General features: G+C 70.8%; 12 protein-coding genes. 10 read left to right on the forward strand and 2 right to left on the reverse strand.

Features of this window, described 5'->3' with window-relative positions:
• Positions 1 to 17: 17 nt before the first annotated feature.
• The 6 genes from iolC to rlmN all read left to right on the forward strand — a co-directional run bounded on the left by iolC (position 18) and on the right by rlmN (position 7,634).
• Complete coding sequence (gene iolC, locus CQ034_RS12125; protein ID WP_105711240.1) at positions 18 to 974, forward strand: 5-dehydro-2-deoxygluconokinase; 957 nt, start codon at positions 18 to 20, stop codon at positions 972 to 974.
• Position 975: 1 nt separating this feature from the next.
• Positions 976 to 1,875, forward strand: a complete 900-nt coding sequence (locus CQ034_RS12130) for a deoxyribose-phosphate aldolase (protein ID WP_105711241.1) — start codon at positions 976 to 978, stop codon at positions 1,873 to 1,875.
• 25 nt (positions 1,876 to 1,900) lie between these two features.
• Positions 1,901 to 3,424: a CoA-acylating methylmalonate-semialdehyde dehydrogenase gene (locus CQ034_RS12135; RefSeq protein ID WP_029261199.1), complete on the forward strand. Its 1,524-nt coding sequence runs from the start codon at positions 1,901 to 1,903 to the stop codon at positions 3,422 to 3,424.
• A gap of 25 nt (positions 3,425 to 3,449) precedes the next feature.
• Positions 3,450 to 4,361 (forward strand): 5-deoxy-glucuronate isomerase, encoded by a 912-nt coding sequence (gene iolB / locus CQ034_RS12140; protein WP_105711242.1) that lies wholly within the window; start codon positions 3,450 to 3,452, stop codon positions 4,359 to 4,361.
• Positions 4,361 to 6,271 (forward strand): 3D-(3,5/4)-trihydroxycyclohexane-1,2-dione acylhydrolase (decyclizing), encoded by a 1,911-nt coding sequence (iolD, locus tag CQ034_RS12145; RefSeq protein ID WP_219860795.1) that lies wholly within the window; start codon positions 4,361 to 4,363, stop codon positions 6,269 to 6,271. The genes iolB and iolD overlap by 1 nt, the downstream gene beginning before the upstream one ends.
• A 61-nt stretch (positions 6,272 to 6,332) precedes the next feature.
• On the forward strand, positions 6,333 to 7,634 hold the full coding sequence (rlmN, locus tag CQ034_RS12150) for a 23S rRNA (adenine(2503)-C(2))-methyltransferase RlmN (protein WP_181156308.1): 1,302 nt from the start codon (positions 6,333 to 6,335) through the stop codon (positions 7,632 to 7,634).
• Here rlmN and CQ034_RS12155 read toward each other — a convergent pair.
• Positions 7,583 to 8,206 (reverse strand): NAD(P)H-dependent oxidoreductase, encoded by a 624-nt coding sequence (locus CQ034_RS12155; protein WP_105711243.1) that lies wholly within the window; start codon positions 8,204 to 8,206, stop codon positions 7,583 to 7,585. The two genes, rlmN and CQ034_RS12155, sit on opposite strands and share 52 nt — an antisense overlap.
• Positions 8,207 to 8,272: 66 nt before the next feature.
• Between CQ034_RS12155 and CQ034_RS12160 the strand changes: the two genes are divergently transcribed.
• Positions 8,273 to 8,845 (forward strand): TetR/AcrR family transcriptional regulator, encoded by a 573-nt coding sequence (locus CQ034_RS12160; protein WP_105711298.1) that lies wholly within the window; start codon positions 8,273 to 8,275, stop codon positions 8,843 to 8,845.
• An 83-nt stretch (positions 8,846 to 8,928) separates the two neighbouring features.
• Positions 8,929 to 10,434 (forward strand): DUF4407 domain-containing protein, encoded by a 1,506-nt coding sequence (locus tag CQ034_RS12165; RefSeq protein WP_105711244.1) that lies wholly within the window; start codon positions 8,929 to 8,931, stop codon positions 10,432 to 10,434.
• A gap of 31 nt (positions 10,435 to 10,465) precedes the next feature.
• Here the strand turns inward: CQ034_RS12165 and CQ034_RS12170 are convergent, their stop codons facing one another.
• Positions 10,466 to 10,750, reverse strand: coding sequence for a hypothetical protein (locus CQ034_RS12170; protein ID WP_105711245.1), 285 nt, complete (start codon positions 10,748 to 10,750; stop codon positions 10,466 to 10,468).
• A gap of 19 nt (positions 10,751 to 10,769) precedes the next feature.
• Between CQ034_RS12170 and CQ034_RS12175 the strand changes: the two genes are divergently transcribed.
• Both CQ034_RS12175 and CQ034_RS12180 read left to right on the forward strand, forming a co-directional pair.
• Positions 10,770 to 12,284 (forward strand): PLP-dependent aminotransferase family protein, encoded by a 1,515-nt coding sequence (locus CQ034_RS12175; protein ID WP_181156309.1) that lies wholly within the window; start codon positions 10,770 to 10,772, stop codon positions 12,282 to 12,284.
• Between the two features lie 10 nt (positions 12,285 to 12,294).
• Positions 12,295 to 12,789, forward strand: a complete 495-nt coding sequence (locus CQ034_RS12180) for a hypothetical protein (protein WP_258134191.1) — start codon at positions 12,295 to 12,297, stop codon at positions 12,787 to 12,789.
• Positions 12,790 to 12,843 lie beyond the last annotated feature (54 nt).

The raw sequence follows: 12,843 nt of genomic DNA on the forward strand, positions 1-12,843 counted from the left end.
GAGGGAGAGGGGGCACGATGACCGAGCACACACCGGTCCCGGAGATCCTGGCCATCGGGCGCCTGGGTGTCGACCTGTATCCGCTGCAGGACGGCGTCGGCCTCGGCGAGGTCGCCAGCTTCGGCAAGTACCTCGGCGGCAGCGCTGCGAATGTCTCGGTCGCCGCCGCACGGTACGGACATGACACCGCACTGCTCTCCCGTGTCGGTGACGACCCCTTCGGGCGGTACCTGCGCACCGAGCTCGAGCGCCTCGGGGTGCACAGCCGGTACGTCGCGACCGACCCGACGTACAAGACCCCGATCACGTTCTGTGAGATCTTCCCGCCCGACGACTTCCCGCTGTACTTCTATCGCGAACCGACCGCCCCCGACCTGCAGATCCGGCCGGGAGACGTCGACGAGGCCGCGGTGCGGCAGGCCGCGCTCGTCTGGTTCACCGCGACCGGCCTGAGCGAGGAGCCGAGCCGGCAGACGCACCTCGACCTTCTCCGGGCGCGCGGGCGCCGAGCGCACACGGTGTTCGATCTGGACTACCGCCCCATGTTCTGGGAGACGCTCGACGAGGCCCGCGCGCAGATCCAGCGGGCGCTGGAGTTCGCCACGGTCGCCGTGGGAAACCGCGAGGAGTGCGAGGTCGCGGTCGGTGAGACCGACCCGCAGCGTGCGGCGGATGCGCTCCTCGAGCGCGGCGTCGAGCTGGCGATCGTGAAGCAGGGACCCCGCGGCGTGCTCGCCAAGACGCGGTCGAGGCAGGTCGAGATCCCCGCGACCGCGGTCGAGGTCGTGAACGGACTCGGTGCCGGCGACGCGTTCGGCGGTGCGCTCTGCCACGGACTGCTCGCCGAGTGGGAGCTGGAGAAGACCCTGACCTATGCGAATGCGGCGGGCGGCATCGTCGCCGGACGCCGGGAATGCTCGACGGCGATGCCGACCGAGCGCGAGGTCGCCGAGGTCGTGAACGGAGATGCGTGAGATGACAGCCCTGACCGAAGAGGACTTCCACCGACTCCGGACGGTGCGCGCGGAGTCGCCGCACGCGATCCGCGAGACGCTGGCCGGACGCCGCCGCCGCGACATCATCCGCGGGGACGGACGGCTGTTCATCATCGCCGCCGACCACCCCGCGCGCGGTGCGCTCGCGGTCGGCGGGTCGCCGTTCGCCATGGCCGACCGCTACGAGCTGCTCGATCGGCTCGCGATCGCCCTGCGGCATCCGGGGGTGGACGGTGTGCTCGGCACCCCCGACATCATCGACGACCTGGCGATGCTGGGCCTGCTCGACGACAAGATCGTCGTCGGATCGATGAACCGCGGCGGGCTCCGCGGAGCGACATTCGAGATGGACGACCGCTACACCGGGTACGACGTGCCCGCGATGGTGGACTCCGGCATCGACTTCGCCAAGGCTCTGCTGCGCGTGAACCTCGACGACGACGGGACGGCCCCCACGTTGGCCTCGACGGCCGACGCGGTGACCGCGGCCGCACGGGCCGACCTGCCGATCATGCTCGAGCCGTTCCTCAGCCGCCGGGTCGACGGCCGGGTCGTCAACGACCTGAGCCCGGATGCCGTGATGCTGTCGATCGCGATCGCCAGCGGTCTGGGTGCGAGCAGCGCCAGCACGTGGCTGAAGCTGCCGGTCGTCGACGACATGGAACGCGTGCTCGCGGCGACGACGCTGCCCGTGCTGCTGCTCGGCGGCGACGCGGGCGCAGACCCCGACGACACGTTCTCGTCCTGGGAGGACGCCCTGTCGCTCCCCGGCGTGCGCGGCCTGACCGTCGGCCGCACTCTCCTCTATTCGTCGGACATCGACGTGGCATCCGCCATCGACGTCGCGGCCTCCCTCGTCCACCCCGGGCTGACCGCCTGATCGCCCTCTCCGCAGAAGGACACGCATGACCTCCGCTTCCGACATCCCCGTCATCGGCCACTGGATCGACGGGGCCGCCCGCGCCTCCGCGAGCGGTCGCACGGCTCCCGTCCACAACCCCGCGACGGGGGCGGTGACCGGGCATGTCGCCCTGGCCGACGACTCCGAGATCGCGGACGCCATCGCGTCCGCGCAGCGCGGATTCCAGGTGTGGAGCGCCTACTCGATCGCGCGGCGCCAGGCGGTGATGTTCGCGTTCCGTGAGCTGCTGAACGCGCGCAAGGGGGAGCTGGCGGCGATCATCACGGCCGAGCACGGCAAGGTCCGCTCCGATGCGATGGGCGAGATCCTGCGCGGACAGGAGGTCGTGGAACTCGCGACCGGCTTCCCGCACCTGATCAAGGGCGCCTACTCGGAGAACGTCTCGACCGGCATCGACGTGTACTCGCTCAAGCAGCCGCTCGGCGTCGTCGGCATCATCTCCCCGTTCAACTTCCCCGCGATGGTGCCGATGTGGTTCTTCCCGGTCGCGATCGCCGCGGGCAACGCCGTGGTGCTCAAGCCCAGCGAGAAGGACCCGTCCGCCGCACTCTGGCTCGCCGCCCTCTGGGCCGAGGCCGGGCTGCCCGACGGCGTGTTCACCGTGCTGCAGGGCGACAAGCAGGCGGTGGACGGGCTGCTGGAGAGCCCGGACGTCGCCTCGATCTCGTTCGTCGGCTCGACGCCCATCGCCCAGTACATCTACGAGACTGCGTCCCGCCACGGCAAGCGCGTGCAGGCGCTCGGCGGCGCCAAGAACCACATGCTCGTCCTGCCGGATGCCGACCTCGACCTCGTCGCCGACCAGGCCGTGAACGCGGGATTCGGCGCGGCGGGGGAGCGGTGCATGGCCGTCTCGGTCCTGCTCGCGGTCGAGCCGGTGGCGGACGCGCTGATCGAGCGCATCTCGCAGCGCATCGCGGGGCTGCGCATCGGCGACGGTGCGGGCGGTGCCGACGGCGAGCCCGACATGGGTCCGCTGATCACGGCGGAGCACCGCGCGAAGGTGTCGGGCTACGTCGACATCGCCGAGGCCGACGGGGCGCGCATCGTGGTCGACGGCAGAGGGTTGACGGTCGACGGGAACGAGGACGGCTTCTGGTTCGGGCCGACGCTCATCGACGAGATCCCGACCTCCTCGCGGGCCTACCAGGAGGAGATCTTCGGTCCGGTGCTGTCGGTGGTGCGGGTGCAGACTTTCCAGGAGGGGGTCGACCTGATCAACTCCGGCCGGTTCGGCAACGGGACCGCGATCTTCACCAACGACGGCGGGGCGGCCCGCCGCTTCCAGCACGAGGTCCAGGTCGGGATGATCGGCATCAACGTGCCCATCCCGGTTCCCGTCGCGTACCACTCGTTCGGCGGGTGGAAGGCATCGCTGTTCGGCGACGCGAAGGCGTACGGTGTCCATGGCTTCGACTTCTTCACCCGCGAGAAGGCGATCACCAGTCGCTGGCTCGACCCCGCTCTCCACGGCGGCATCGACCTCGGCTTCCCCCAGAACAGCTGAGCAGCGGATGCGGGCAGGAGAGGCCATGACCGAGGACGGGAACTGGTTCCACCGCCGCGGCGCGATCGGCCGCGACGGCTGGGAGAGCGTGGTCGACGACACGACGCCCGGCTGGGCGCACACCGGCATCCGCGTCGGCGAGCTCGGCGCGGGGGAGAGCCTCGCGCTCGCCGACACCGGGGTGGAGCGGATCGTCGTGCCGCTCTCCGGGTCGTTCTCCGTGGCGCACACCGAGGAGGGATCGACCACCGAGACGCTGCTCGCCGGTCGCCGCTCCGTGTTCGACGGTCCGAGCGACGTGCTCTACCTGTCGGCGGCGGCCACGGCCGTCATCACGGGCTCCGGTCGGGTGGCCGTGGCGTCTTCGCCCACCTCGGTCGTGCATCCCACGCGGCACATCCTCGCGGCCGAGACCCCGGTCGAGCTCCGTGGCGCCGGCGCCTCCAGTCGGCAGGTGCACAACTTCGGCACGCCGGAGGCGCTCGACGCCGAGCGCCTCATCGTGTGCGAGGTCATCACGCCCGCCGAGAACTGGTCGTCGTACCCGCCGCACAAGCACGACGAGCACGTGCCGGGGCGAGAATCCCGGCTCGAGGAGATCTACTACTTCGAGGCGGCGCCCACGCGCTCGAGCGGATACGCCGCCGCCGCCGACGCGGCCTTCGGGATGTTCGCTACCTACTCCTCGGATGCCGGCGAGATCGACATCGCCGAACGGGTGCGCACCGGCGACATCGCGCTGGTGCCGTTCGGATTCCACGGTCCCGCCGTGGCCGCTCCCGGCTACGACCTCTACTACCTCAACGTCATGGCCGGCCCCGACCGGGAGCGGGCCTGGCTCATCACCGACGACCCCGCGCACGCGTGGGTGCGCGACAGCTGGAGCGGGCAGGACATCGATCCCCGGCTTCCCTACCGAGCAGAGGGAGAACTCTGATGCAGACCAGACGGATGACGGTCGGCCAGGCACTGGTCGAGTTCCTCTCGCGGCAGTGGACGGTCGACGGCGACCTCCGCGAGCGCACCGTGCCCGGCATGTTCGGCATCTTCGGTCACGGGAACGTCGCCGGTCTCGGCCAGGCGCTGCAGCAGTACAACCTCGAGCAGCCCGACCTGATGCCCTACCACCAGGCCCGCAACGAGCAGGCCATGGTGCACCAGGCCGTCGGGTTCGCCCGGATGCATCGCCGCAGGGCGACGTTCGCGAGCACGGCCTCGGTCGGTCCCGGCGCCACGAACATGCTCACCGGCGCGGCGCTCGCGACCACCAACCGGCTGCCGGCGCTGCTGCTGCCGAGCGACACCTTCGCCACGCGCGTCGCCGACCCCGTGCTGCAGCAGCTGGAGCGCCCATACGACATCGGTCTCACCGTGAACGACGCGTTCCGCCCGCTCTCGGTCTTCTTCGACCGGGTGCAGCGTCCGGAGCAGCTCTTCTCGATCGCGCTCGCCGCGATGCGCGTCCTCACCGATCCCGCCGAGACCGGTGCGGTGACCATCGCCCTGCCCGAAGACGTGCAGGCCGAAGCGCTGGACGTGCCCCTCGAGTTCCTCCAGGACCGGGAGTGGCACATCCGCCGACCACTGCCGGAGCGCGGACCGCTGGCGCGGGCGGTCGCGGCGATCCGCGGCGCGAAGCAGCCGCTCCTCGTCGCGGGTGGCGGCGTCATCTACTCCGAAGCGGAGCAGGCGCTGCGGGCGTTGGTCGAGGCCACGGGCATCCCGGTCGGCACGACGCAGGCGGGCGGCGGCGCGCTGCCGTGGGATCACCCCCAGTACCTGGGCGGGATCGGTGCGACCGGCACCACCGCGGCGAACCGCATCGCGGCGGAGGCCGACGTCATCATCGGCGTCGGCACCCGGTACAGCGACTTCACGACGGCATCACGCACGGCCTTCCAGAACCCCGACGCGGTGTTCGTCAACATCAACGTCGCGGCCTTCGACGCCTACAAGCACGGCTCGCAACTGCCCGTCGTCGCGGATGCCAGGGAGACCCTGGTCGCGCTGCGCGACGAGCTCGACGGATACCGCGTCGCACCGGCGCTGAGCGCACGGATCGCCGACGAGAAGCGCGAGTGGGATGCGGTCGTCGACCGGGCGCTCGCCCCCACGGGCCGCGAGCTGCCGGGCCAGCCCGAGATCATCGGCGCCGTGCGCGGGGCCGTGGCCGACGAAGACGTGATCGTGCAGGCGGCCGGCTCGCTCCCCGGCGACCTGCACAAGCTCTGGCGCGTCAGCGATCCGCTCGGCTATCACGTCGAATACGCCTACTCCTGCATGGGGTACGAGATCGCGGGAGGACTCGGCGTCAAGCGCGGGCTCACGGCATCCGGCGACGAGCGCGACGTCGTCGTCATGGTCGGCGACGGCTCGTACCTGATGCTGAGCTCCGAGCTCGCGACGGCCGTGGCCGAGGGGATCAAGATCATCGTCGTGCTCATCCAGAACCAGGGCTATGCCTCGATCGGGCACCTCTCGGAGACGGTCGGCTCGGAGCGCTTCGGTACCGAGTACCGCCGCTACGACGACGAGGCGCGCAACTTCCAGCGCGGCGACGTGCTGCCGGTCGACCTCGCCATGAACGCGCGCAGCTACGGCGTCGACGTCATCGAGATCGCGAAGGGGTCCGCGGCGATCGACGACCTGCGCGCCGCGGTCGCCGCCGCGAAGGCCTCGGAGCGGACGACGCTCATCCACGTCGAGAGCGATCCGACGGTCTACGGCCCCGACGGCGAGGGCTGGTGGGATGTGCCGGTGGCCGAGGTCTCGCGCACCGAGACCGCTCGACGGGCGCGCGCGGAGTACGAGGGTCAGCGCGCCGCACAGCGCCCGCTGCTGGGGTGAGTCGGGTCGGGCCGCCTGCGCTCCAGGCACTTCCCACCCGGTACCGCGTACCCTGGAGGGTATGACCGAGACTCCCCGCACGCGCGAGACGCGCCCCGCAGCATCCGCGTCCGCCCCGCAGGGTCGGCCGGCCCAAGGCAAGGTCCGTGAGACGCGCCCGGCGCAGGTGCGCCCGGCGACCGAGGGATGGACCCAGCAGAAGGATGCCGAGGGGCGTCCGCTCCTGCAGTTCGCGAGCCCCAAGCGCGGCAAGCCGCCGGTGCACCTGGCCGACCTCACACCGGCGGAGCGCATCGAGAAGGTCAAGGAGCTCGGGCTGCCCGGCTTCCGCGCGAAGCAGCTGTCGACGCACTACTTCCGCCACTACACGTCCGACCCCGAGCAGATGACCGACCTCCCGGCCGACACCCGGGAGCAGCTGGTCGCCGGGATGCTGCCGCCGCTGCTCACCGAGGTGCGCCGCCTCGAGACCGACAAGGGCGACACGATCAAGTTCCTGTGGCGTCTGCACGACGGCGCCCTGGTCGAGTCGGTGCTCATGCGCTACCCCGGCCGCATCACGCTGTGCGTGTCGAGCCAGGCCGGCTGCGGCATGAACTGCCCGTTCTGTGCGACCGGCCAGGCGGGTCTGACCCGCAACATGTCGACCGCCGAGATCATCGAGCAGATCGTCCGCGCCAACCGGCTCATCGCCGAGGGCGGGCTCGGCGGCAAGAAGTCCGACGACCACAGCATGGAGCGCGTCTCGAACATCGTCTTCATGGGGATGGGCGAGCCGCTGGCCAACTACAAGCGCGTGATGGATGCCGTGCGGTCGATGGTCGCCCCACAGCCCGACGGCCTCGGCATGAGCGCCCGTGGCATCACCGTGTCGACCGTCGGCCTGGTGCCGGCGATCAAGAAGCTCGCCGACGAGGGCATCCCGGTCACGTTCGCGCTGTCGCTGCACGCACCGGACGACCACCTGCGCGACGAGCTCATCCCGGTCAACTCCCGCTGGAAGGTCGATGAGGCACTGGATGCCGCCTACGACTACTACGCCAAGACCGGCCGCCGTGTCTCGATCGAGTACGCGCTCATCAAGGACATGAACGACCACGGCTGGCGCGCCGACCTGCTGGCCGAGAAGCTCAACCAGCGCGGACGCGGGTGGGTGCACGTGAACCCGATCCCGCTGAACCCGACGCCCGGCTCGATCTGGACGGCATCCGAGAAAGACGTCACCAACGAGTTCGTACGCCGCCTGAACGACGCCGGCATCCCGACCACCCTCCGCGACACCCGCGGCAAGGAGATCGACGGCGCCTGCGGTCAGCTCGTCGCCACCACCGAAGACGAGGCCGCCTCCGCCGCGATGGCCTGAGTCCCGCCCGCGCGGCGGGCGTCTGTCGTGCCGAGCTGCTCGGCACGGTCGAGCCAGCGGGTGATGGTCGCCGCCTTGGCATCCTTCACACCGAGCATGCGGTGCGTGCGCACCGAGCGGATGCCGCAGAACTTCATGGTGTTGCGCACGATCTGCGTCTGTGCCGGGAGGCCGGTGAGCGGCAGGAAGAACCAGGGAGTGTCGGCGAGCAGGAGCAGACGTCCACGGCGCGCGGGGATCAGGCCCTCGGGGAGGCCGAGCTTCGAGTAGCGGTACTCCTGCTGCGGCAGCAGCGCCCGATCGAAGAAGCCCTTGAGGAGGGCCGGCGGTGCGCCCCACCACACCGGTGTCGCGACGACGATCGTGTCGGCATCGTGCAGAGCCTGCTTCGCCTCGACGAGGTCGGGCTCGAGCGTCATGCGCTCGCGGTAGCCGAAGCGCAGGTTGGGGTCGAAGTCGAGGTCGCGCAGGGCGAGCACGCGGGCATCGCCGTGCCCCGCGGCATAGCGCTGCGCGAGTGCGGCGGTCAAGGAGCGGGCGTCGGGGTGGCCGTCGATCACGAGAGCGGTCATGGCGTTGTTCCTATCTGGACAATGTCAAGCTGGTGGACAGTGTCAAGATAGGAGATGATGTTGCTCATGTCAAGTTCGAAGGACGGCTACCACCACGGCGATCTCGCCCGTGCCCTGGAAGACGCCGCCATGCAGCTGCTGGAGCGGATGCCGGCGGCGGAGATCAGCCTGCGCGAGGTCGCGCGGGCGGCGAACGTCAGCCACAACGCGCCGTACCATCACTTCTCCGACCGGCTCGGACTGCTCAAGGCGATCGCCGAGCGCAGCATGGCCGACCTCCTCGACCAGGTCCGCGCTGCCGCCGAGAAGGCCGCGACGCCGCGCGCGGCGCTCATCGACGGGGGATCGGCGTACATCCGCTTCGCGATCGAGCATCCGCATGCGTTCGACGCCGTCTACGACCCGACCGTCTGCATCCCGGGATCGCCGACCGCCACGATGGCGCCGCTGATCGACGGGCTCGAGGCCGTGCTCGCCGAGGGGGCGGCCGCGGTGGGACTCGACCGACCGACCGACGTCGTCGCGCTGTGGGGCCTGATCCACGGGCTCGGCACCCTCGCCGCCGCCGGACACTTCACGCTCGACGACGGGCTGTCCGCCTACGCCGCCGCCCTCGACCGTCTGCTCCCGGCATCCTGAATCCGTCGGACGGCACGGAACCTGTGAGGCACTCCAAGGACTTTTCCACGGTATCCACAGGCGATACTTCGTAGATTGTTCGGATGCCCTATTCCGCCCATCGACCGGGTCGCTACGACTCGCAGGGTCGGATCATCATCGACGGCGAACCCGACGCCGTCACCGATGACCTCGACTTCCTGCGCGAATTCGAGCCGACCGGCGCCGACGACGCCACCCGCGAGGTTCCCGTCGCAGACCCCGCCGAGGCGACCCCGATCGCCGATGCGGTCGCCGCCGACGAGTCCGCGCCCGTGAAGCCCCCGCGCGAGCCCCGCGTCCGCAAGCCCCGCAAGAAGCGTGCCCCGCGCACTCCGGGCTCCCGTGCCCGGACACTCGCGATCCTCGGTGGCGCGGAGGGCGAGATCCTCGACCGCGTCCCCGGCGAGACGCCGCGCTTCGTGCAGATGTTCTTCGTGCTCGCCGGCACCGCGCTGGTCTCCGCCATCTCGATGCTCTTCGCGCTCACCACCGGTGTACAGGCCGCGATCTGGCTGGCCGTGCCGCTCGCGCTCGTGTGGGCGCTCATCATCTTCAACCTCGATCGCTTCCTCACCTCGACCATGAGCTCGACGCGGAACGTGTGGCGGCTCATCGGCCTCGCGATCCCGCGTGTGATCATGGCCGCGATCATCGGCTTCGTCGTCGCCGAGCCGCTCGTGCTGCAGATCTTCCACAACGACATCGCCCGCGAGGTCGCGTCGACCAACATCACGCAGTCGCAGTCCGATCAGGAGGCGCTCGAGACCGGCCCGGAGAAGATCGCGCTGGATTCCGCCACCGCCAAGGTCGCCGAGCTCGAGAACCAGGCCGCGACCGGCATCGTCGCAGGGACGGAGTCCTCTTCGGCCACCGAGTCGGCCGCCCAGGCCACGGTCGACGACGTGACCGCCAAGATGACCGCGCAGCAGGCCGTGATCGACCAGGCGCGCGTGCTCTACCAGTGCGAGCTGACCGGTGAGGGCGCGGGCACGGTTCCCGGCTGCACCGGCGTGAACGGCGAGGGCGCGAGCTCGGACGCCGCCAAAGCTCAACTCGCCGAGGCACAGCAGACGTACGACGCGCTCGCTGCGCAGCTCCGCACCGCGAACGAGGAGCTCGCCGCCGCCGGCACCGCCGCCAAGGAGAACACCTCGACGTCGGAGTCGACGAACCGCGAGCAGGCGAAGTCCCAGCTGTCGGCCGCCCGCGACACCTACGACCAGGCGCTCGCCGCGTACAACGCGCGCGCGGATGCCGTGGCCCAGGGCAACGCCGGAGCCGTCGGGCTGCTCAGCCAGATCAGCGGATTGAACCGCTTGAGCGAGAAGGAGCCCACGATCCTGTGGGCGCACATCCTGATCGCGGCACTGTTCTTCATGATCGAGCTGCTGCCCGTGCTGGTGAAGGTGCTCACGAGCTACGGCGACCCGAGCCTGTACGAGAAGGCCGCGGCCATCCGCAAGCAGGTCGCCCTGGACCGGGTGACGGCGGAGGGCTTCCGCGACCGCGCCGAGATCGTGACGACTCCGGCGACATCGCCTCCGTCAGTCTCCGCTCAGGCCACCTGACCTGGCCCGCGCTCCCGGGGCACCGTCGCGCCTAGGCGACGAGCGTCAGGCTTCGCGACGGGAGCAGGACGTCGGCGATCACGGATGACCCGTGCTGCGGTACGGCGAGGGTCAGCGAGCGGATCAGGGCGACGGTCGACGGCGGCCGCGACCACTGCTCGCCGGTCAGCGCCGCTTCGATCAGGGACAGCGGATGCTGAAGCGTGGGGTCGTGCTGGCGGGAGTCGTCGCTCAGCCATTCGATGAGCTGACCGATAGTCCAATCGGGCCTGATTGGACCGAGATCTGCCGGAGGAGTGGTCGTGAAGGTGCTCATTGGTCCAGAATCAGGTCTCATGAGCGTCGATGACAGGGCCAATACCCGGCCGGTGGACCATGGATCGGCCATTCCTGCGCCATCCGCAGGTTCATCGCCGACTCTCGTCCGTGCGGGCGAGGTCGCCTCGGAGGCGCTCTCCGCCCGGCTGGGTCGATGGACCCACGGAGACGGCACGCTCGCGGCGCGGCTGTCCCGCGGCATCGAGGCTCTGATCGCGGGCGGAGAGCTGCGCCCCGGCGACCGTCTGCCGGCGGAGCGCGCCCTCGCCGCGGCGAGCTCCGTGTCGCGCGGCACGGTCGTCGCCGCGTACGCCGATCTCGCCGAGCGCGGCCTGGTCGACCGGCGGCAGGGGAGCGGCACGCGCGTCGCCGGTGCGGCGGCATCCATCTCCCCCGTGCAGCGGCAGGGACGAGGTGAGGCGCTGTTCTCGGCCCTGCCCAATGCGATCGACCTGCTGCGGACCGTGCCGCAGATCTCCGAGCTGGGCGTGCAGCTGATCAGCGAGCACAAGCCGCGGCTCGAGCTGGCGCTGCTGCCCGAGACCGACCCGGCGGGCCTCCCCGCGCTGCGCACCCTCATCGCCGACATGTACGCCGCCGAGGGCACCCCGACGACGCCCGAGCAGATCCTCGTCACGCACGGCGCGCAGCAGGCCATCAGCCTCGTCGTCAACGCGCTCGTGGGCCCCGGCGACATCGTGCTCGCCGAGGAGATCACCTGGCCGGGCGTCACCGACTCGGTCGGGCTGCGCGGGGGCACGGTGCACGGCGTCCCGATGGGGCCGGACGGACTCGATGTCGACGCACTCGAGCAGGCGCTCGCCCGGCTGCGGCCCGTGCTCGTGGCCCTCAATCCGCACCACCAGAACCCGACGGGCTCGCGGCTCCCTGCCGCCGCGCGGCATCGCGTCGCCGAACTCGCCGCCCAGTACGGTGTGCCGGTGATCGAGGACCGGGTCGTGGCCGGCATCTCCTTCGACGGCGTGGTGCCGCCGACCCTCGCGGCCGAGCGGGCGGACGCCCCGATCATCGTCGTGGAGTCGGTCTCGAAGTGGGTGTGGGCGGGGCTGCGGATCGGATGGCTGCGCGCCGACCCCGTGCTCGTCCGCCGCCTGCGCGGGGCCCGGCAGCTCGCCGACCAGTCCACGAGCGTGCCGGGGCAGCTGCTCGCGCTCGACCTGATCGCCCGCGCCGACGACCTCCGCCGGGCGAACAGTCGCATCCACCAGGAGCGCCTCCGGCTGCTGCAGGAGCTGATGGCCGAGCACCTGCCCGACTGGAAGGTCGAGCCGCCGCGCGGCGGGCTGTCGCTGTGGGTCCGGGTTCCCGCGGGTTCCGCTGCGGCACTGGCCAGGATCGCAGCCACGCACGGAGTCTCGATCGCGGGCAGCGCCGCGTTCGCGGTGTCGGTGTCTCCGGACGACCACATCCGCATCCCGTTCACCGCACCGGACGATGTGCTCGCCGAGGGCATCCGTCGCCTGGGAGCGGCCTGGCGCGAGTATCGGGAGACTCTCGGGATGCCTTCCTAGGATGACGCGCATGACTCGGATGCAGCGCCGGACCCTGTGGATCTCGATCGCCGGTGTGCTCGCCGTCACGGCCTACGCGGCGTGGGCCGCGCTGCAGATCCTGGTGCTTAATCCGCTCGCCGCGGTTCCCGGACGCACGCTCGACGAGATCCGCGCCGAGATGTCTGCCGTGGGCGAGGACCTGCTGTGGGAGCCGGTGTTCTTCATCCTCGGCATAGGCGTGGTGCTGGCGGTGGTGGTCGCGGTGGTCTCGATCCGCGGGCGGGCCGATCCTGTGATCCCCGCGATGAGCTTCCTGGCGCTGCTGATGCTCGGTACGCTCGGCTACTTCGTCGCGTCGTTCGGACCGGGCATGAGCCTCGCCGATACGTTCGGGATCGGCGGCGCGGATTACTCGCCCTGGGCGCGGCCCCTCTACGCCGTGAGTGCGCTCGCCGGTGCCGCGATCGCCGTCGGCGGCGTCGTGACCGTCCTGCGCCGGCGGGCGGTCACAGCTCCCGCATGACGGCGGATGCCGGCATCCAGCCCCGTCATCACACGCAGCCAGTAGCGTTGTTCC

Source organism: Microbacterium sp. MYb45 (genome assembly GCF_002979655.1).
Taxonomy (GTDB): Bacteria; Actinomycetota; Actinomycetes; order Actinomycetales; family Microbacteriaceae; genus Microbacterium.